At 38.3% G+C, this 21,278-nt stretch carries 20 protein-coding genes and 4 tRNA genes; 5 read left to right on the top strand and 19 right to left on the bottom strand.

Annotation, left to right across the window (positions count from 1 at the left end):
• Positions 1–4: 4 nt before the first annotated feature.
• From DPV95_RS01715 to seqA, 6 genes are all read right to left on the bottom strand, one after another.
• The gene (locus tag DPV95_RS01715; RefSeq protein WP_049367391.1) at positions 5–772 is read right to left on the bottom strand and encodes a TSUP family transporter; all 768 of its coding nucleotides are present in this window, start codon (positions 770–772) and stop codon (positions 5–7) included.
• Between the two features lie 10 nt (positions 773–782).
• Positions 783–1,655: a penicillin-insensitive murein endopeptidase gene (gene mepA, locus DPV95_RS01720; RefSeq protein WP_111406546.1), complete on the bottom strand. Its 873-nt coding sequence runs from the start codon at positions 1,653–1,655 to the stop codon at positions 783–785.
• Between the two features lie 63 nt (positions 1,656–1,718).
• A complete protein-coding gene (aroC, locus tag DPV95_RS01725; protein ID WP_111406547.1) occupies positions 1,719–2,792 on the bottom strand; it encodes a chorismate synthase in 1,074 nt (357 codons plus the stop codon).
• A gap of 15 nt (positions 2,793–2,807) precedes the next feature.
• Positions 2,808–6,152: a mechanosensitive channel MscK gene (mscK, locus tag DPV95_RS01730; protein WP_111406548.1), complete on the bottom strand. Its 3,345-nt coding sequence runs from the start codon at positions 6,150–6,152 to the stop codon at positions 2,808–2,810.
• 13 nt (positions 6,153–6,165) lie between these two features.
• Positions 6,166–7,518 carry an o-succinylbenzoate--CoA ligase gene (gene menE, locus DPV95_RS01735; RefSeq protein ID WP_111406549.1) on the bottom strand — a complete coding sequence of 451 codons (1,353 nt, stop codon included), beginning with the start codon at positions 7,516–7,518 and terminating at the stop codon, positions 6,166–6,168.
• 4 nt (positions 7,519–7,522) lie between these two features.
• A complete protein-coding gene (gene seqA / locus DPV95_RS01740; RefSeq protein ID WP_111406550.1) occupies positions 7,523–8,164 on the bottom strand; it encodes a replication initiation negative regulator SeqA in 642 nt (213 codons plus the stop codon).
• A 70-nt stretch (positions 8,165–8,234) separates the two neighbouring features.
• Between seqA and DPV95_RS01745 the strand changes: the two genes are divergently transcribed.
• The 3 genes from DPV95_RS01745 to fur all read left to right on the top strand — a co-directional run bounded on the left by DPV95_RS01745 (position 8,235) and on the right by fur (position 10,140).
• Positions 8,235–9,020, top strand: a complete 786-nt coding sequence (locus DPV95_RS01745; protein ID WP_049374574.1) for an alpha/beta fold hydrolase — start codon at positions 8,235–8,237, stop codon at positions 9,018–9,020.
• Between the two features lie 127 nt (positions 9,021–9,147).
• Complete coding sequence (fldA, locus tag DPV95_RS01750; protein ID WP_049362803.1) at positions 9,148–9,672, top strand: flavodoxin FldA; 525 nt, start codon at positions 9,148–9,150, stop codon at positions 9,670–9,672.
• Positions 9,673–9,705: 33 nt separating this feature from the next.
• Complete coding sequence (fur, locus tag DPV95_RS01755) at positions 9,706–10,140, top strand: ferric iron uptake transcriptional regulator (protein ID WP_049366031.1); 435 nt, start codon at positions 9,706–9,708, stop codon at positions 10,138–10,140.
• Positions 10,141–10,247: 107 nt separating this feature from the next.
• Here fur and argG read toward each other — a convergent pair whose 3' ends face one another.
• The 9 genes from argG to DPV95_RS01805 all read right to left on the bottom strand — a co-directional run bounded on the left by argG (position 10,248) and on the right by DPV95_RS01805 (position 18,001).
• On the bottom strand, positions 10,248–11,582 hold the full coding sequence (gene argG / locus DPV95_RS01760) for an argininosuccinate synthase (RefSeq protein ID WP_111406551.1): 1,335 nt from the start codon (positions 11,580–11,582) through the stop codon (positions 10,248–10,250).
• 51 nt (positions 11,583–11,633) lie between these two features.
• Positions 11,634–12,464 carry a Rossmann-fold NAD(P)-binding domain-containing protein gene (locus DPV95_RS01765; protein WP_111406552.1) on the bottom strand — a complete coding sequence of 277 codons (831 nt, stop codon included), beginning with the start codon at positions 12,462–12,464 and terminating at the stop codon, positions 11,634–11,636.
• Between the two features lie 72 nt (positions 12,465–12,536).
• The gene (locus DPV95_RS01770) at positions 12,537–13,397 is read right to left on the bottom strand and encodes a phosphoribosylaminoimidazolesuccinocarboxamide synthase (protein ID WP_111406553.1); all 861 of its coding nucleotides are present in this window, start codon (positions 13,395–13,397) and stop codon (positions 12,537–12,539) included.
• A 144-nt stretch (positions 13,398–13,541) separates the two neighbouring features.
• Positions 13,542–14,075 (bottom strand): pentapeptide repeat-containing protein, encoded by a 534-nt coding sequence (locus tag DPV95_RS01780; protein ID WP_111406555.1) that lies wholly within the window; start codon positions 14,073–14,075, stop codon positions 13,542–13,544.
• A gap of 32 nt (positions 14,076–14,107) precedes the next feature.
• Positions 14,108–15,148: a tetratricopeptide repeat protein gene (locus tag DPV95_RS01785; RefSeq protein ID WP_111406556.1), complete on the bottom strand. Its 1,041-nt coding sequence runs from the start codon at positions 15,146–15,148 to the stop codon at positions 14,108–14,110.
• Positions 15,149–15,170: 22 nt separating this feature from the next.
• On the bottom strand, positions 15,171–16,748 hold the full coding sequence (locus tag DPV95_RS01790) for a DUF4384 domain-containing protein (RefSeq protein WP_243583145.1): 1,578 nt from the start codon (positions 16,746–16,748) through the stop codon (positions 15,171–15,173).
• Positions 16,749–16,777: 29 nt separating this feature from the next.
• Entirely contained in the window at positions 16,778–17,152 is a 375-nt protein-coding gene (locus DPV95_RS01795) for a hypothetical protein (RefSeq protein ID WP_111406557.1), read from the bottom strand.
• Between the two features lie 79 nt (positions 17,153–17,231).
• A complete protein-coding gene (locus DPV95_RS01800; RefSeq protein ID WP_111406558.1) occupies positions 17,232–17,531 on the bottom strand; it encodes a hypothetical protein in 300 nt (99 codons plus the stop codon).
• Between the two features lie 89 nt (positions 17,532–17,620).
• The gene (locus tag DPV95_RS01805) at positions 17,621–18,001 is read right to left on the bottom strand and encodes a hypothetical protein (RefSeq protein ID WP_111406559.1); all 381 of its coding nucleotides are present in this window, start codon (positions 17,999–18,001) and stop codon (positions 17,621–17,623) included.
• Between the two features lie 487 nt (positions 18,002–18,488).
• On the opposite strand from DPV95_RS01805, the gene prfC reads away from it, so the two are divergent.
• On the top strand, positions 18,489–20,072 hold the full coding sequence (prfC, locus tag DPV95_RS01810; protein WP_111406560.1) for a peptide chain release factor 3: 1,584 nt from the start codon (positions 18,489–18,491) through the stop codon (positions 20,070–20,072).
• A 35-nt stretch (positions 20,073–20,107) separates the two neighbouring features.
• Positions 20,108–20,638 (top strand): hypothetical protein, encoded by a 531-nt coding sequence (locus DPV95_RS01815; protein ID WP_111406561.1) that lies wholly within the window; start codon positions 20,108–20,110, stop codon positions 20,636–20,638.
• 141 nt (positions 20,639–20,779) lie between these two features.
• Here the strand turns inward: DPV95_RS01815 and DPV95_RS01820 are convergent.
• The 4 genes from DPV95_RS01820 to DPV95_RS01835 all read right to left on the bottom strand — a co-directional run bounded on the left by DPV95_RS01820 (position 20,780) and on the right by DPV95_RS01835 (position 21,170).
• Positions 20,780–20,854: transfer RNA gene (locus DPV95_RS01820), tRNA-Gln, on the bottom strand.
• A 47-nt stretch (positions 20,855–20,901) separates the two neighbouring features.
• Positions 20,902–20,976 (bottom strand) — tRNA-Gln (locus DPV95_RS01825).
• 27 nt (positions 20,977–21,003) lie between these two features.
• Positions 21,004–21,088, bottom strand: a tRNA-Leu gene (locus tag DPV95_RS01830).
• Between the two features lie 5 nt (positions 21,089–21,093).
• Positions 21,094–21,170: transfer RNA gene (locus tag DPV95_RS01835), tRNA-Met, on the bottom strand.
• Positions 21,171–21,278: the final 108 nt, after the last annotated feature.

The following is a 21,278-nucleotide window of genomic DNA, read 5'->3' on the forward strand; positions in this document are numbered from 1 at the left end:
ATCGTTAAAAATGAAACCAACCTTGATCATACGCCATTTTTATCGTCATGATAAATGACATAATCACCACCATCGGTCTGATCAGTTGTTTACCTTTGGCCATCACCATTTTGGCACCTAAATTTGCACCTATCAGGCTTCCTGCCATCATCACTAAACCAACAGTCCAAATGACATGCCCCCCAATAAAGAAGAAAATTAATGAAGCAAAATTTGAGGTTAAATTCATCACTTTCGCATGTGCGGTGGCTTTGGTTAGGTTAAATCCAAGTAACGTCACACAAGCTAGGTTCATCAATGAACCCGTCCCAGGCCCGAAAAAGCCGTCATAAAAACCCAGAAGCGAGCCAAAACATAACGCAAAAACAGTATAAGAAATTCGTTGTTTGCGATCACTTTCGCCCAATTTAGGCGTAAATAAAAAGTATAAGCCGATCGCTAAAATGAGAAATGGAAGCCCTTTCTTAATTAATGACGCATCTAAACTTTGAATAAGCAAGGTACCAATCACCGAGCCGATAAAAATCACCAGTAAGATGAAAGAAAACTCCGATAAATTGACCGCTCTTTTACGCAAAAAGTAAATACTTGCCGACAACGCACCGCCAAATGCTTGTAATTTATTCGTGCCTAATGCCATTGCAGGTGGCATACCTGTCATTAATAAGGCAGGGATTGTAATTAAGCCTCCGCCACCCGCTATCGCATCAATAAATGCGGCAATAAAGGCAGCAGCAAAAAGCATGGCTAAAATATCAATCCCCAATTCCATTGTTAAACTCCTACTCTAACCATTCACTACTATTTGGCGAACTTAACACTTGCTGACATAAAAACGGTTCTGGTGGTGTCACTTTTGGTTTAGAAGCGCCTGAACCTGGTTTTGCGGGTTCAAACCAAGAATAAAGTTCATCGCCACAACCATCGCCTGCTGGTACCGGCGCTTGATCTTCACAATAAGCGGCATCTTTCGGACAAGCAATGCGCACGTGGAAATGTGAATCATGACCAAACCACGGACGAATTTTATGTAACCAAGCACGATCATCACCCGCAATTTGACAAAGTTTTAATTTAATCGCTGGGTTTACAAAAATACGGGTCACTTTGGGATCTTGCGCGGCCAGTTTGATTAACGTTGCATGATTGCTATTCCACACATTTTCATCAACTCGTTGTGCTTGGCGATTCACCACAAGCAAGCCTTTTCCGTCAGAATTTAACGCTTCGCTGTCTGTCATGGTCCCCATACGCAACCAAATATCCGCGTCCAATCCCATTTGATGGCTTGCATGCCCCGTTAAAAAGCGACCACCACCTGGCATAGCAATATCCCCAACTAACATCGTTGGTAATCCTGCTGACTTCGCTTTTTGTCCAAGACGCTGTAAATAGGCAATCATATCTGGATGACCATAATAGCGGTTTTTATTCATACGAATGACTTGATAGCCCTCCCCTTTATAAGGCAATGGCTCTGCCCCGATAATACAACCATTCGAATAGCTGCCGATTGGATTTGCTTTACCATCTGTTGCAGGAATTGGACGCTTAATTCGTTGCCAGTCTTGTGGTGAGGCTGTTGTTTGTAACGAGAAAAAAACACTCCCTAAAACAACCGCACTTGAAAGTAATTTTGCTAAAGATCTACTCATAAAATTTCCTAAAACGAATCTTCTTATCTTTAATGAAAGAAAAATAAGCTTAATTTAAAAGAGTTATTTGCATTGCGCTTTAAAACGTAATAAATGATCGAGTAACACAATTGCGACCATGGCTTCTGCAATAGGGACTGCACGGATTCCTACACAAGGATCATGACGGCCTTTTGTCACCACTTCGACAGGATCGCCCTCTAAATTAATAGAACGCCCTGGAATGGTAATACTAGATGTTGGTTTTAGAGCAATCGTTGCAATAATTGTCTGACCTGAGCTAATACCCCCTAAAATACCGCCAGCATGGTTGCTTTCAAAACCATTTGGAGTCATTTCATCACGATGTTCACTTCCACGCTGTTCAACCACCGCAAAACCATCGCCAATTTCTACACCTTTAACGGCATTAATCCCCATTAACGCATGGGCTAAATCAGCATCAAGTCGATCAAAAACAGGCTCTCCTAAACCAACAGGAACATTCTCTGCAATCACGGTTAGTTTGGCACCAATCGAATCGCCTTCTTTTTTCAATTCACGGATTAATTCATCAAATTTTTCGACCGCACTTTCATCTGGACAGAAAAATGGATTGCTATTCACTTTATCCCAATCAATTTTATCGATAGTCTGTGGTGCAATCTTCACTTCGCCAATTTGACTCAAAAAGCCACGTACTTCAATGCCAAACTGTTCACGTAAATATTTCTTCGCAATCGCTCCCGCAGCAACACGCATAGCGGTTTCACGTGCAGAAGATCGTCCACCTCCGCGATAATCACGAATACCGTATTTTTGTTGATAGGTAAAATCCGCATGCCCTGGACGAAAACGATCTTTAATATCACCATAATCTTGTGAACGTTGATCACCATTTTTAATGATCATTCCAATACTGGTACCGGTTGTTTTACCTTCAAACACCCCAGATAAAATCTGTACTTCATCGTCTTCACGACGTGGTGTGGTGTAACGCGATGTACCTGGTTTACGACGATCTAAATCAAGTTGAATATCCGCTTCCGATAATTCAAGATTCGGCGGTACGCCATCTACAATACAGCCTAATGCAATACCATGTGACTCCCCAAAGGTCGTCACACGAAAAAGTTGTCCGATAGTATTCCCTGCCATATTCTCTCTCTTTAATTAATGATTTTGGGCTAATTTTGCCACATCAATAAATGGAATTTCTTCGCCGGTATCTTTATTCTTAATAAAAATATCTAATTGATTGAATGCAATATCAATATTATTTTCTGCAAATAACTCATTCACGCGGCGATTGAGTGCATCAAGCGTATCATTTCGCTCAGACACTTGCCCAACATAAACACGTAGTTCGTGATCTAACGTGCTTGCACCAAAGGTTAAAAATAGCGCTCTTGGTTCTGGCTCTTTTAAGATGTTTGGTTGCTCATTTGCAGCTTGCAATAATAAACGTTTCACCAGCTCTAAATCTGATCCATAAGCCACTCCAACAGACACGACTAAACGAGTAACGGTATTAGATAATGCCCAGTTAGTCACTTGTCCGGTTACAAAAGATTTATTTGGCACAATTACTTCTTTTCGATCAGGATCAATCATGGTAATCGCACGAATACGGATTTTTGCCACCGTACCTGTTACATCGTTGATGGTCACGGTATCGCCCACACGAATTGGACGTTCAAATAATAAAATGATACCGGAAACAAAGTTCGCAAAAATTTCCTGCATACCAAAACCGAGACCAACGGAAAGGGCGGCAAATAACCATTGTAATTTAGACCATGACATCCCAAGCGTCGAAAATGCCCATGCGCCACCCACTGCAACCAAGATATAGGTTAATAATGTTGTAATGGTATAAGGCGTACCTTGTGAAAGTTTCACTCGGGAGAAGAGCAATATTTCTAAAATACCTTGAATGTTACGCACTAAAATATAGGTAATCACAACAATGATTAAAGCAACAATCAAGTTAAAGAGTGAAATCGTTTCGGTCACCACGCCCGCTTCAGTCGTTGAAGTTTGTTGCCACAAGGTAATATCACGCAAATAACTTACAACCGTAACTAAATCTGACCATACATAATAGAAGATGGCAAAGAGTGCGGTCCAAATAAAGAGATCGGCAAAGCGTAGTAACTGGCTACGTACTTCATTTAAGGCTAATCCCTCTTCTTGTTCGGTAATCACTACCACATCATCAGAGGCTGAAGCATCACTTGAATCTTGTTGTTTTTGCTGACGTTTTTCTTGTAAACGACGATAAGCTAAACGTCTTGATGCAACAGTCACACCGCGATAAATCGTATGACGCACCAACGACCACACAACCCATGCAATATAGGTATTAATAATATGTGTAATCAAATTTAAGGCGGTGTAATAATAGCCTAAAGCAATTAGCACAATTAAAATAACAGGTACTAATTGCAATAAAATGCGCATAATTTTCAAAAGTGTTCTATCGCGCTGATCCGTTGTGTTTGAACTCAACGATTTTTCTGTACGAACAAAACGTGGCGCAATAATTACGATACAGAAAAGTAAGGCAACAATCGTATTAATTTCGCCCAGGACGTCATTGGCTAAGCCTGTATCCATAACATTACTGAAAATTGATGTATTCAGTAATAACACTACAGAAACAATGATACGTTTTGTGACGTCTTGTAGAGCTGCCGCACTCTCTTTAGAAAAACCGAAATGGCGGACTAAAATACCATTCGGTCGAAGAGTCGCTAAAACAAAACTAAAGAACCACCAATAGGCAGCCATGCGAAGTGACCATTCCCAAAATTCTTGTGGATTTTTCACCAAGAAAAAGCCCAACAATTGACAAGCTGCTAAGAACCAAAGGGTACCTGATAAAGATAAAAGCGCGGTATAAAATAAAGCAAGTGGCGTATGCCATTGGCTGTCAGAACGAAGCGTATTAATTTCGCCATTAATCACGCTCAAACGTTGTTTAATCGATTCTTTAAATTTGAAAATCAACCCACCAATCACAAACAAAATAAAGACATAAGTGAGTAAATACGGCAAATTATCAAAATTTGTCGGGAAGCCAATTTTCTTTCCAATACCATCAAATTGTGCCTTAAGTGACATCGGTAATTTCTTGAACCAATCAAGATTAATTGGATTATTACTTTTTACCCAGAAACTTTGTTGGTCGAGTTTAGACTGAATCTGATCACTGATTTGTGTAATCTGTTGTTGGGTTAGCTCTAAGGAAATCGCCAAATTCAACTGATTATTCAATGACTTAATCAAATCAGAGGCAACCTTACGACGTTCTGTCAATAAACTGGTTAATTGTGCTTTTTCCGCAGAGGTAAAAGACTTATTTTCATCCTGCTCTATTTTACTGATATAAGCATCAATATCATAAAGCTCATTACGTTTCTGAGTAATATCAAAGATCTTCACGCGTAAATCTGCGATTTGTTTTGAAAGCCCTTGAATATTTAAATTGGTTGGTAATTTTTGTTTTTGTTGTTGAATTATACGTGAAAGCACCAACGTTCCTTGCAAAGCACTAATTTGCTCATCAATGGTACGTTGGGTTTGAGTTAAATTGTCCAATACATTGCGCATACGCAACTCATCTTGCGTTAATGTATTCGTCTTCTCTGTTTGCTCAAGTAAATATTGACTCAACTGCGCATTCAGATCTAATTCTTTCTGAATAAATGGATTTTTTACAGTGCCTTGACTTTGCTGTTGTACCTGTTCAACTTGGCTTTGTGTTTGCGCCAAATTCTTTTGATTAATCACTTCTTGAATGGCTACAATTTGTTTTTGTAGCGCTTGAACACGCGCATTCAATAGTTCATATCGACTTTGATAAAGCACTGTCAACTGATCGCTATTTTTTAATAGCACTTGATTATAGATATTTTTTAGCTCAATCAGTTGCAATTCAAGCTGAATTTGCTGTTTTAACAACGAACTCGTCGTTGGATCTGCCAATTTCTGATTCAACTCTTGCGTACGTTTCACATTATCTGTTAAGGCTGTTTGAGCACGTTCAGACACAGAGCTCTGCCCTGCAAGTTGCGTATTCACGGCACTTAATGCTGATTGGGCATCCTGTTGTTGATTGGTCAGTTTCTCAACCTGAGCCTGCAAATTTGCTAAACTTTGCGAAGCATAATCGGTGTTATTTGGTGAGCTTAGCTGTTTTTTAAGATTTTGAAGATCAGCATTATTCTTCTGAATTTCAGAATCTGCATCAATAAGCGTATCTTGCAAATCGTTATTATTTTTTTGCTGTGTTTGAATTTGTTGCAAGAAATCAAGAGAAGCCTGGATTGTTGCGACGTTATTTATTTTTTCCTCACCATCCGGTAACTTTTCCGCCTCAGCTAATTCACTTTTTAGTGTTTTTTCAGTTGGTAAATCAGCATTACTATTCTCTGCCCAAACAGGCTGAGAAAGTGCCAGCGTAAAAACAAATGAAAGACCAAGTGCGGTCAAAACACGAGAGATTTTTTTCATTAAACTAACTTTCCTATTGTTGCGACAGCCAATCGGCGAGTGCCTTGCGAGAAATCTTTATTGCCCCTTGGATTAAATCCTTTGGGAGTTCATAGTAGGCAATGGGTTGCTTAAATCGTTCCAATCGCCCTTGTAAAAAAACATTGAGAGATTCAACCGCACTTTCATTAAATGAGGTATGAAATTCAACAATCGCGACAGGACGATGGCCAAATTCCTCATCATGTTTAGGTAAAACAAAGACTTGTTTCACCAAATCTGATTGTGCAATCACTTTTTCAATTTCTTCCGGCTGAATATTTTCACCACCGGAAATAAACATATTATCTAATCGGCCTTGAATGACTAATTCGTTATCTAGCCATTGACCTTTATCTTTGGTTTGGAACCAACCTTCAGCATTAGTAAGCGGATCAACACACCCATTGCGCCAATATCCCATGGCAAGTCCGGCACCTTTTAGCCAAACTTCTTCATTCACTAACTTGAACTCTCGGCCAAGCAAAGGCTGCCCCACACCTATTTTTCCATCCGATTGTTTAGCAAATGCGGTAGAAGCCATTTCGGTCATACCATAACCTGAATAACTTCGAATCCCTAATTCACTTAACGCTTGGGTTAATTTTACAGGGATTTGTGTACCACCCAATAATACCGCTTGAGTTTGGATAGGTTGTGGATGTTCGGCCAAATAATCAAACCAACGCTGCAATTGCGTTGGCACGAGAGAAACATGAGAAACCTCACCAATAGATTGATAAAAATCTTCTTTCGGTAAAACTAAGGTTGCCCCCGCATACAGCCAACGCCACACAATACCTTGTCCGGAAACATGATAAAGCGGCAAAGAAATTAGCCATGATTGCTCTTTGCCAAAATTCATTAAGGAACAAACGCCTTCCGCATTAGCTAAATGAGCAGACACATTATGCACCACCGCTTTAGGCAAACCAGTCGAACCGGATGTTAACGTCATCGTTGCCGCTTTTGTAAAATCAGCTTTATGTTCAGGTAATGCTTCAGCAGTTAAATAATGAATATCTTCGGTTTGGTAACAAAAATCGATGCCATACACTTGGCACAACTCTTCTCTTTTTTCTTGAGGAAATGCAGGGTTGATCCCTAAAATTTTTGCACCTAGCTGAATAACGGCTAAATAAAGAAATAAGATCTGTTCTGAATTTTTACCACAAAAAGCGACCGCACTTTGCACTGTCACACCTTGTTGTAAAAGAAAGGCTTCCACCTGATTAATTTTCTCAGCAAGTTCTGCCCAAGTAAAAGGATCGCCCTGCGAATTTCGCAACGCGATCTGATTTGCATACGCTGAATTTTGGGCAAATGCTTGCCAAGGAAATTGTTGCATCGAATTAGTTGCTAACGAAATAAGGGCGAACTTCGTCGATTAAATATTCCGGCAAATGCATAGATTGCATCGCCCCTTCTAACATCAACATTTTACGGCCACTGTTGGTATTGGTAATCACCCAATATGGTGTATCTGGGATTTGTTTTGGTTTAGTATGATTCCCTGCCACCAGCAACGTTCCTTCATCACGAGCAAAATACACACGAGTACGGCCTTGTAAGCTTTCGGTTGCCTGTGCAAAGCTTTCTGGATTGGTACGATAAAGCGTACGTAATATACTTAAAAAACGCACAACGGCTTTTGGCTCTTCTTTAAATTCAGCAGAATTCAAGAGTGCACGCACCTTATCAACAATGTGATTGATTGCTTCATCCGATTGTTTTTTCACTGCTTTTGGCGGTTCGACAGGTTCAACTTTTGGTTGAGATACTTCGGTTGTTTTTTCTGTTAAAACAGGTTCAGAATGCACCGCACTTTTTGAGTTTTCTGTCGAAGTTACAGACTCAAAGAAATCAACCGAGCTTGTTACGTGAGTAGGTAAATTCAACAAACGGCGAAGAATATCAGACGCACTTTCTCCAATAGATTGAGTTTGTGCCGCAATGTATTGATATAATTCTTCATCGACTTCAATTATCTTCATTTTTTTCTCTCCGTTTGCTAAAATTTTCGTCCATTATAACGATTTCTAACCAAATTCTCACGCAAAATATATGTCATCTTCCCAATTATTAAACCATCAATTTCACCAAGCAAAACAATCAATTAATTCGCCTACCTTAGTTTTCATTCACGGCTTGTTTGGGGATATGAATAATCTTGGTGTCATCGCGCGTGCATTTAGCGATAACTATAATATTTTGCGCGTAGATTTACGCAATCATGGACATAGTTTTCATTCAGAAACAATGAATTACGATGTCATGGCTGATGATGTATGGCAACTTATCGATCACCTTCAATTAGATAAAGTAATCTTAATTGGTCATTCAATGGGCGGAAAAACAGCAATGAAAATGACCGCACTTCAACCGCAGCGTGTGGAAAAATTGGTTGTCATTGATATTGCCCCCGTAGCAAATAGCAGTGCTGGACATGATGATGTATTCCGTGGTTTGTTTGCGGTAAAAAAAGCGCAGCCACAAACTCGTCAACAAGCTAAGCCTATTTTAGAAACTGAAATTGCCGATCCGAGTGTGGTGCAATTTATGTTGAAATCTTTTGAGCCTACTTCAAGTGAATATTTTCGTTTCAATTTGACCGCACTTTTTGAACATTATGCGGCGCTAATGGATTGGCAAGAGGTCTTCGCTAATACGCCTACACTCTTCATCAAAGGTGGGCTTTCATCTTATATTAAACCTGAATATACCGAAACCATTCTAAAACAATTCCCGAATGCGACCTCCTTCACCATCAATGGTTGTGGGCACTGGGTTCATGCAGAAAAACCTGATTTTGTGATACGTGCTATTGATAGGTTTCTAAATAAGAATTAATCGTTTTAAATGAGAATTATTCTATTCAAATGAGAATTCATTTATGTTATAGTTCGCACAAATTGTGGGGCTTTGATCCCTCATCTTTTTTTCTACTCACCTAATTTTATTTCAAAAGGAAAGAACAATGGCAGTTGTCGGTTTATTTTACGGTAGTGACACAGGTAATACAGAAAACATTGCAAAAATGATTCAAAAGCAATTAGGCAACGAACTCGTTGATATTCGTGACATTGCAAAAAGCTCTAAAGAAGATATCGAAGGTTATGATTTTTTACTTTTCGGTATTCCAACTTGGTATTACGGTGAAGCACAAGCTGACTGGGATGATTTTTTCCCAACTCTAGAAGAAATTGATTTTACTGACAAATTAGTCGGTATCTTTGGCTGTGGCGATCAGGAAGACTACGCAGATTATTTCTGTGATGCGATCGGTACAGTACGAGATATCGTTGAACCACGCGGTGCGATTATTGTAGGGAATTGGCCAACGGACGGTTACACCTTTGAATCATCAAAGGCATTGTTAGATGATGGAAACTTTATCGGTTTATGTATTGATGAAGATCGTCAACCTGAACTTACTGCAGAACGCGTAGAGAAATGGACAAAACAAATCTACGATGAAATGTGTTTAGCAGAATTAGCTTAACCATCTCTAATTTAGCAAATTTAAGGGAACATTATGTCTGAAGAAAACATCAAATTACTCAAAAAAGCAGGATTAAAAATTACTGAACCTCGGCTCACTATCCTTGCATTAATGCAAGAGCATAAACATGAACATTTCTCAGCTGAAGAAGTATATAAAATCTTGTTAGAGCAAGGCAGTGATATTGGCCTTGCAACTGTATATCGCGTGCTTAACCAATTTGATGAAGCGCATATTTTGATTCGCCATAATTTTGAAGGCAACAAATCTGTTTTTGAGCTCGCGCCAACAGAACACCACGATCACATTATCTGTGAAGATTGTGGCAAAGTATTTGAGTTTACTGATAACATTATTGAACAACGTCAAAAAGAAATCAGTGAACAACATGGCATCAAATTAAAAGCACACAGTTTATATCTCTACGGCAAATGTAGCGATATCAACAAATGTGAAGAGAAAAAATAATTCGTGCTAAAAAACAAAAACCTTAGGTTAAAACCTAAGGTTTTTTTATTATGTCTACTAAAAGTGCGGTCAAAATCGACCACACTTTTTATATTTAAAGGAGAAAATTATTTTTTACCTAATTGTGGTAAAACGGAATCTTTACCCGCAGTTAATAAACCTACTTGAGAGTAGATACTTAATTTTCCGCGTGTATCTGCTACGTCTAAATTACGCATAGTTAATTGACCAATACGATCGATTGGATCAAATGGTGCATTTTCTACTTTTTCCATACTTAAACGCTCTGCCGCATAAGTTAAGTTTGGTGATTCAGTATTTAAGATTGAGTAGTCATTACCACGACGAAGTTCTAATGTCACTTCACCAGTCACCGCACGAGCGACCCAACGTTGTGCTGTTTCACGTAACATTAACGCTTGTGGATCAAACCAACGACCTTGGTATAACAAACGACCTAAACGTAAACCGTTGATACGATATTGTTCAATAGTATCTTCATTGTGAATACCGGTCACTAAACGTTCATAAGCGATATGGAATAATGCCATTCCCGGTGCTTCATAAATACCGCGTGATTTGGCTTCGATAATACGGTTTTCAATTTGGTCTGACATGCCTAAACCATGACGACCACCAATGCGATTTGCTTCTAAGAAAAGATCCACCACGTTATCAAATGTTTTACCATTTAATGCAACCGGCACACCTTCTTCAAAACGAACAGTCACCACTTCTGGTTTTACTTGAACATTTTCATCCCAAAATGCCACGCCCATAATTGGTTTCACAATTTTAATACCAGTGCTTAATTCTTCTAAGTCTTTTGCTTCATGAGTTGCACCTAACATATTAGAGTCAGTTGAATAGGCTTTTTCTACTGACATTTTGTAGTCAAAACCATTTTCGATTAGGAATTGTGACATTTCAAAACGGCCACCCAACTCATCAATAAATTGTTGATCTAGCCATGGTTTGTAAATTTTTAAATTTGGATTGGTTAATAAACCATAACGGTAAAAACGCTCAATATCGTTACCTTTGAAAGTTGAACCATCACCCCAGATATTCACATCATCTTCTTTCATTGCTGCAACAAGCATCGTACCCGTTACCGCACGACCAAGTGGTGTGGTGTTGAAATAGGTTGCACCACCAGTAGAAATATGGAATGCACCACATTGAATAGCCGCAATCCCTTCATGGGCTAACTGCGCACGACAATCCACTAAACGCGCATTTTCCGCACCATATTCCATCGCTTTTTTGGGAATTGCATTGTAATCATCTTCATCTGGTTGACCTAAGTTTGCTGTATAAGCATAAGGTACTGCACCTTTTTGACGCATCCAAAGTAATGCCGCACTGGTATCTAGCCCGCCTGAAAAAGCGATACCAACTTTTTGACCTTTAGGTAAATGTTGCAGAATCGTATTTGACATATTTTATTTCCTTTATTGTGGTTATGGTGAGTAAGTCTTTAAAAAGTGCGGTCAAAAATCACCGCGCTTTTCTAACATATCATCGGGATTTGGATAACGATAAGCGAAGCCTAAATCTCGACAAATTTTATCTGCCATAATGATTCGTTTCGGATCCGAATCACTACATTCAAATTGTGGTGTGAATAAATCATAAAATGCCGCTGCTTTTGTGTAATATTCTGCTCGCGTAGGATGAACAGGGGCACAAAGATGGTAAGTTCGCAATCCATTTGGATTCATGAGTAAGGCGCTAATAGCCTGGATACAATCCTCTAGATGCACCAAATTAACCGGTGAATAGCCCTGTTTTAAATTGCATTTTCCTGCTAAGAATTTAACCGGATGGCGCTGTTTACCAATTAATCCTGCAAGTCGAAGAATATCGCAATGCGATATTCCTGATTGGAACAAGCACTGTTCTGCTTGTATCAGTGTTTTGCCCATTTCTGTTTCAGCTGAAAGTTGAGAACTTTCATCAAATTGCCCCGAAATATTAGGAAAAACAGAAGTTGAACTGGTAAAAATCAAATGCTGTACACCTTGTTTCTTGGCTTGATTAGTTAAAAAAGCAAGATATTCACAATACTGTTGAGAAGAAAAACTGCTAGGTGGTAGGGTGATAATAAGAGCATCTACATTAAAAAGAGGGCGAATATAGTCTGGCAAACGTTTCATTTCGTCAGAAAGCGAAAAAGGATAAGTTTCAATGCCTAGCTGATGCAATTTCTGAGCATCATCAGGGGATTGTTTTGAGCCTTTTACACACCAACCAAGTTCTTTTAAGTGCAGCGCCAGCGGTAAGCCTAACCAACCTAAACCAACTATCGCAACAGATTTCATACTCTTTTATTCACAATATTTTATCCATAAAAATCCCTGCTATTCTAAAGCATAGCAGGGAGTTTGTTAATGTTATTTTGTTAATAAATCCAAAGCCTCTTGATATTTAGCCACTGTTTTTTCAATCACTTCTTTTGGTACTTTCGGTGCTGGTGGTTGTTTATTCCAACCACTTTGTTCTAACCAATCTCGTACAAATTGCTTATCAAATGATGGCGGATTTGTGCCTTCTTTATAAGTATCAACTGACCAAAAACGGCTAGAATCCGGTGTTAATACCTCATCCATTAAAGTGAGCGTGCCATTTTCATCTAAACCAAATTCAAATTTGGTATCACAAATAATAATACCTTTAGTCAGCGCATATTTTGCTGCCTCAGTATAAAGCGCAATCGCTTTTTCTCTCACTTGTGCCGCTAACTCTGCGCCAATTGCTTTTTCACATTCTTCATAGCTGATATTGATATCGTGATTACCCAATTCTTCTTTACTTGATGGCGTAAAAATCGGTTCAGGTAATTTACTTGCCTCAACTAATCCTTCCGGTAATTTCAAACCACAAATGGTCCCTGTTTGCTTATAATCTTTTAGCCCGCTACCTGTTAAATAACCACGCACGATAGACTCAATTTTAATTGGATTCAAACGTTTGCAAACCACTGCGCGATCTTTTACTAAATCAGCTTCCTCTTTTGGTAACACATCATAAACTGAATCACCAGTAAAATGATTCGGCATAATATGGGCTAACTTATTGAACCAGAAATTGGAAATTTGAGTCAGGATTTCACCTTTACGTGGGATAGGATCATCTAAAATCACATCAAATGCGGACAAACGGTCACTGGCTACCATTAGCATTCGTTTATCATCGATCTCATAAAGATCACGCACTTTTCCCGAATAGATTTTTTTTAGACTAAGTTGTGTCATTGCTTGCACCTTTAATTATAAGAATAAAAAATCGGTGGATATTGTACCGCACTTTTAGCGCAAACGTTTGCTTTTTTTTGTAAAAATAAAAGCGAATAAAAAAAACAGGCTATAAAGCCTGTTTTTTGTATATCACTTGTCGTCTTATCGCCAAATTGCCCCTTTGGTTTTGGCTCCTCGAGTATTGATATTTGTTTTAATTGCACCTTTTAAATTGGCACCAGTAAGATCTGCACCTGCTAAGTTCGAATTGGTCAAATTAGCGCCTTTTAAGTTAGCTTTATGAAAGTTAGCCCCACTTAAATTTGTATTTGTGAAATCAGCCCCTTGTAAATTTGCATTGCTGAAGTTTGCATTAGCAAGATCTGAATTGGTAAATGATTGCCCTGCTAAATCTTGACCTGAGAAATCTTGTCCACCTAAAGCGGCATTAACTTTATCTGAAGATGAACTGCCACTAGAGATATATGTGGTTTCACCATTGTGAGTAATAACGGTGCCATTTACGACCGCACTTTTTTTGCCCGAGATAGTTTGTACTGATTCGCCACCATCTGTCGCACTATTAACAATTCTACCATTTACTGTAACAGATTGATTATTATCAGTTTGCGCATAGCTTGATAATGCTGCAAAACCCAATAATGTGATAGCTAATTTTGAATAAACGTGTTTCATGTTTACCTTCCTTCATATTTACTTTAAATAAATTAACGACTTGGTTCCAAAGTTAATAACCCTTCTAATGGATCATCTTCCCGCAAAGTTGTTATAGCTTTGGTGGCTTTTTCTGTATCAAAGCCAGCAATATTATTTTCAGTTTTAACTGTATGTGTATAATGTGCATCCTGTTGAACTACGACAGGGCTTGGAAGCATATTTGACATTCGTTGCATCCACATACTATTAATATTGCCCCCCGTTGTTCTTTTTGATAACAAGATAGGTAATACTTTTTGCGCTTCAGCACTTCCCTGCTCTGCAGCTAATTGGTATAACCGAATTGCCTCACCAAAATTCACAGCCACTCCCACACCTTTATGGAAGCGAACTGCCAAATCGTAGCTCGCTCCTGCATCTCCAGCTTGGGAGCGTTCTCTTAATTCTCCAATCACACCTGTATTTGGTGGTGAAGAAACAGTCTTAGGTACTGTTTGAACGGCTGGCTCATATTGGCGATTTGAGATAACACGTTGATTCTGTCTTGCAGCTGGGCTTCCTAAGCCAATCGCTTTTTCATTCCAGCGCTGAGCTAATGCATAATTTCCTTTTTGAAAATGGAAATTAGCCAAGGCATTGGCTGCTGCATAATCTCCCATCACTGCAGCCTCATTAACCAATCGCTCAGCCTTTGCATTAAACTGACTTAAACCTTTTTGGTATTTTTCTAATAGACCTTGCAAATATATTGCTCTGGCATATTTTAGAGAGGCCACTTGCGCTAAATATTGATTAGCTTTTGCAAAATCTCTCGGTAAATTCCCACTAAATAGCAAATAGCCATTTGCCATTAACGCCTTTGGATTATTTTGCAAGACAAAATGTTCGAATTCATCATAAGCATTTTGATAATCCTTATTACGGTAACTTTCATAAGCAAATGCCAGAGAAAATCCCGTATTTTGCTCTTGCTGAACAGCTGGATTCTTAGGCTCAATTGGTTTATTAATGACAATTTGACCGTAAGAAACCGGAATTCCTGCAAGTAAGGCATAAACAAATAATTTAGATGTTGAATATTTTTTTGACATATCGACCTCCAGGATTATTTGTTTACTTCACTTGATAACTAACTGTTTTGATACCTTTTAAATCATCGCCAAAGATTGTTTTTAATTGCTCAGATAAGGCTTTCATATCCTTCACTTTAAGCGGGTTAAATGCATCACCGAAGTTAGTTTGAAGCTTATCCGCCACACTATAATATGAAGCCATACACATCACACTTTCTTTACCTTTTTCATTTAAACTTAAAGTAAATGCATCAGAACCTGGAATTTTCAGCGGGCTATTTTTAGAGGTTATACTCTCTCCCTGAACGGGATTTGGGTAAACCTGAGTAATACTTTTAGATGTATCTTGGTAGAAACACGCTAAATAGGTCGAATCCCTATCTACATTGACATCTAACTCTAATTTATCACCTCGGCGATATGTCGACTTATTTAAATTGATCCCTACATTAATTGGTGCATCTCTATCAGAATTTAATACAGGATACCCATCTCGAGGTTGATCTTCTTTATCGTCCGATGGTTCTAGGCCAACTTTTTTGAAGTTACCATTTGCATCTGTTTTTACATAATTTTTCATTAAGCGTTCATAGCTTTCAAAATTAATGAAACCAGAAGGCGTCGCTTTATTATCTTTTTGGAATGCAGATAGTGCTTCACGGAACTCTTTTGAACTCTTACCATCGACTTTTCCACTGTAATAACCTAAATTTTTCAATCCAGTTTGGAAGAATTTCACTTTACTTCGCTCCCCCATGCCACCATACCAATCTAATAATTCACGTTGGAATTCAGGATGAGCTTGGTCAAGTGATAAACATTGCCAGTAAGGAACTTTAGTTAACTTACCCACTAACTCAATCGTTCCCAAATCAACAAGGGTTCGCATTGCACCACCAACACCTTGAGATAAATTGCGTTCTAAAGAAAATTGAACACCCGTTTTCTTTATCTTCGCGCCACCATCAATACCAAATCCTTTATTAGCTGCAACAATCTCATTAGCTGAATCTATACCTGGATATAATGTTCTCGTTAAAAAATCTCCAATATGTAATTCAAGTCCAAGTGCTGTTGTCTGTAAGTCACCAGATATACCTAATTCACCATTTTCACCATAAGATACGCCTGCGCTATTTGATTTTCTTAAAACGCCTTGATCAAGATAAGAAATTGCACCAGAAATATATAACTGTGGTGCGGGAATGGCCATAGAACCTGTAGGAAGAAGTAAATTTGTTAATGTTTGAACTGTATCTTGTTTTAATGGATCGACTTCAAAATCAGCAACTTTAAATGCTCCACTCGTTTTTGACATTTGTGATAATGCTGTCACAATCATTTCACCTGCTGCTACAGCTGCTTTGCCTGATGGGTCCTTAACTGTTTTAACTGCAACAACTGTTTCACCTATATTGCTTTGACGTAGTAAGTCATCCATACAACCTAAGCTATCGCTAAAGCTAGTAATGGCACGAACTGGCTCTACTGCTGGAAGGTTATGAGTTGTTGTTGAACCGATATAGGGTTCATCATCTTTCAGATTTGTAGGTGATAAAGAGCAGCCTACTAGATTAGAAATTAAAAAATATGAAATAAGAGTTCGAGAGAATTTCATAATAGATATCCAAATTTTATTATAATTAATTATTTACATACATTCACAACATCGCCTTTTATTACAACGACATTATCATTCTTATTTTTAGGCCCATAACGACCAGAACTTAAACCTTTCTTTTGGACAACATTTCCAACATTTGTAACACAGCCTCTGGAGCGTCCACTAATCCCCCCAACACCTGTGGTTGATGTCGAAGAGATTGAATTATCATCAAACTCACTTCCCATATCATCAAATGTTGACATCCTTGACCATTTTTGAGCTTGAACCTTCTGTACTTTAGCTTGATCTAATGGACCAATCTCTTTTCTCGGTGCAAGTTCAGCAGCTATAGAGGAAGAAATACAAAAGAATAATATACTCGCCAAAGAAAGTATTAAAATGTATAGTTTTTTCATGATATCAACCAACATTCATATAGATATATCAAATCAAAATTGGTTATTGGCAAAAGCCAATAACCAATTAATTAAAAAATTATTCATCGCTACTGTTAGATGCTACATTTTGGATTGCTTTACCTGCCCCCCAAGAAATATTACCTACAGCACCTTGAATATTCACACTTTGTTTATTATTCCCACCAATAGTTACTTTACCATGGTTAGATGCTAAGTTTTGAACAGCTTTACCCATACCTTGAGCACCATTTGCCACAGCACCTTGAACATTAACTGACTGATCGTTATTACCGCCAATAGTTACTTTTGCATTTGCAGATAAAGCTAAACTTGCTGCAAAGATTGCCGCTGCACTAATTTTAACTAAGTTTTTCATTGTTTTTCCTCTTTAAAAAGAAATTGAGCATTACTATGCTTATTAAAATTAATGATTATTTAATATAATCATGATTTCCGAACTAAGGACTAATCATCCTTAACAACGGAACCGATATTCACTTCAGATTTACCACCTGAAGAAGAATTAACAATTGAACCAACACTAACTGACTGATTATGGCTTCCGCCATCATTTACTGATGATCCAACATTTATGCTGGCTTTACCGCTACCTGACGCCTTATTCACTAAGGAACCATTAACAACAACATTTTGGGTGTTATTACCAACAGTTTTTCCGACAGCTGAACCAACGTTAATCATTGCTTTACCACTACCAGAAGAAGAGTTCTCAACCGCTCCGCTAACAGTTACATTTTGTGTGCTCCCATAAACAAATGTAGATGCTGAACACAAACCAAATGCAATAAGCAATAATTGTTTAAAACAAAAAGTTTGTTTTTTCATTTTTACCTCAAGATTCCTCAATGAGAAAATATTATTCAATCGGTGATTGAAAACTGAAATCGGTATATTCCAGTCGCAATTAAGCTAGCACAGCAAAATAAACCAAACTCATCGGACCAATTATTTATGAACTATAAAAAGCAGCCTATGTCGTCATTTATTAACTAATAGTAAACAATTCACTTTAAAATTAAATAAAACATTTAGTTAAATCAGATACCTATAAATAGGTGCTACAAATTTTTGAGAATCACTATTACTCTACGAAAGGTTTTAAATATTAATTAATTACATATAAATAGAATTAAACAATCATAATGTTTATAACATAACCAACGCAAACGCTTGCAAAGGTTAAAAAATAAGCGGTTTTAAGTGATATTTTTAGCTAATTCACGACAAAATCGCTATTTTCCTAATTTAATTTGAGCTCAATCTGAAAATCAGCGACAATACAGCATCATTTAAAACAGAAGAAACAAGACAAATGAATTATCCATTAGAAGAAGTGAATAAACGTCGCACATTTGCGATTATTTCCCACCCTGACGCGGGTAAAACCACCATCACTGAAAAAGTATTGTTATACGGCAATGCCATTCAAAAAGCAGGCTCAGTAAAAGGTAAAGGCTCTGCACAGCATGCAAAATCTGACTGGATGGAAATGGAAAAACAACGTGGTATTTCCATTACCACTTCTGTGATGCAATTCCCTTACAATGAATGCTTAGTGAATTTATTAGATACGCCGGGGCATGAGGATTTCTCGGAAGATACCTACCGCACTTTAACGGCCGTGGATAGCTGCTTAATGGTTATCGACTCGGCAAAAGGGGTTGAGGAACGTACCATTAAATTAATGGAAGTGACCCGTTTGCGCGATACGCCAATTATCACTTTCATGAATAAACTTGACCGTGATATTCGCGATCCAATGGAATTATTAGATGAAGTGGAAAGCGTATTAAAAATCGATTGTGCGCCGATTACTTGGCCGATTGGTTGCGGTAAATTGTTTAAAGGGGTTTATCATTTATATAAAGATGAAACCTATCTTTATCAAAGTGGACAAGGCTCTACTATTCAAGAAGTACGTATTGTGAAAGGCTTAAATAGCCCTGAATTAGACGCTGCCGTAGGCGATGACTTAGCCCAACAATTACGTGATGAATTAGAGCTTGTAAAAGGTGCAAGTAATGAATTCGATTTAGATTTATTCTTAAGTGGTGAATTAACGCCAGTCTTTTTCGGTACGGCATTAGGTAACTTCGGTGTCGATCATTTCTTAGATGGTTTAACCGAATGGGCACCTGCACCACAAGCTCGTCAAGCTGATACGCGTAAAGTCTTAGCTGAAGAAGAAAAATTCACTGGTTTCGTGTTTAAAATCCAAGCCAATATGGATCCAAAACACCGCGACCGCGTGGCTTTCCTACGCGTAGTTTCTGGTAAATACGAAAAAGGGATGAAACTTAAACACGTGCGTATTGGTAAAGATGTAGTCATTTCTGACGCCCTCACCTTTATGGCGGGGGATCGTACTCATGCAGATGAGGCTTATGCTGGCGATATTATCGGTTTGCACAATCACGGTACTATTCAAATTGGTGATACCTTTACGCAAGGCGAAGAGCTTAAATTTACCGGTATTCCAAACTTTGCCCCTGAATTATTCCGTCGTATTCGTTTGAAAGATCCTCTTAAACAAAAACAATTGTTAAAAGGCTTAGTACAACTTTCTGAAGAAGGTGCTGTTCAAGTGTTCCGCCCATTAAGTAATAATGATTTGATTGTTGGCGCAGTCGGTGTATTACAGTTTGATGTGGTTGTTTCTCGTTTGAAATCAGAATATAACGTTGAAGCCATTTACGAAACGGTCAATGTCGCAACGGCTCGTTGGGTAGAATGTGCGGATAACAAAAAATTTGAAGAGTTCAAACGTAAAAATGAGCAAAATCTAGCATTAGATGGCGGTGATAATCTTACTTACATTGCACCTACCATGGTAAATCTAAATCTAGCACAAGAACGTTATCCAGACGTCACCTTCTTTAAAACAAGAGAACATTAATTCACTATTTTCTATCATTAACAAAAGGAAAAATCATGAAAAAATTGATGCTTATCAGTACAGCAGCATTACTACTTTCAGGCTGTGTAAACACCGAGCTATCAAATGCAGGAAAAACTTATAATCCACAAACTGATGCACGTATCCGTCTATATGGACAAAATGGGCGCTATACCGAGATGGAAGTAAAACAGGATGGAAAAACAGAAAAAGTGAATGTTGGAGGAAGCATTGGACAATCTTTCAGCTCATTACTCTATCTTAAAGGGAATGAATCTATTGGCATGCCAAGCTCTAGTGCAAGTATGAATCCTAGTCAATTCAATGAAATAGGTTCTGGTACTTTTTTTAAAGAATTTATAATCCCATCAGGGGCTGAAATCACTCTACAAAGTGAAATTATTACACCCGATGGTGCTAATTATATAACCAATCATCAGTTCATAGTACATGAACATTGCCTAGGCAAAAAACTTGTATTCACCCCCCAAGCAGGTAAAGATTATGAGGCATTACCTTCAGCATCAACTGCACAGTGTAATTTAACTTTAGTAGAATTAAAATAATCAATATGAAAGGTCACCGCAAGGTGGCTTTTCTTTTATATAAAGACAGTAAAATTTGTAGTAAATAACAACTGACGAATAGAACAAAGTGCGGTTAAATTTAATCGCATTTTTTATACAAAAGAAATAGAGAAAATAAGATGGCTGGGGTACTAGGATTCGAACCTAGGGATGCCGAGATCAAAACCCGGTGCCTTACCGCTTGGCGATACCCCAACTGAAATTCTTTGATTGGAAATAAAGAAGATTTTATTTAGATAGTATGGCTGGGGTACTAGGATTCGAACCTAGGGATGCCGAGATCAAAACCCGGTGCCTTACCGCTTGGCGATACCCCAACTACTATTTGACTACAAGCTGATAAATGGTGCGGGACGAGGGACTTGAACCCACACACCTCTCGGCGCCAGAACCTAAATCTGGTGCGTCTACCAATTTCGCCAGTCCCGCAAATTTGGTGGCTACAGCGAGATTCGAACTTGCGACCCCAACATTATGAGTGTTGTGCTCTAACCAACTGAGCTATGTAGCCATCATTTGCTTTACCTTATCGGCTTTGCGGGGCGTATTATCCTGATTTGACCTATTCTCGTCAATCATTTTTTTGCAAAAAACGGATTTTTTGATTTAGTTGATTATA

Origin of the sequence: Haemophilus parainfluenzae (assembly GCF_003252755.1) — a bacterium.
In the GTDB taxonomy this organism is placed as follows: Bacteria; Pseudomonadota; Gammaproteobacteria; order Enterobacterales; family Pasteurellaceae; genus Haemophilus_D; species Haemophilus_D parainfluenzae_N.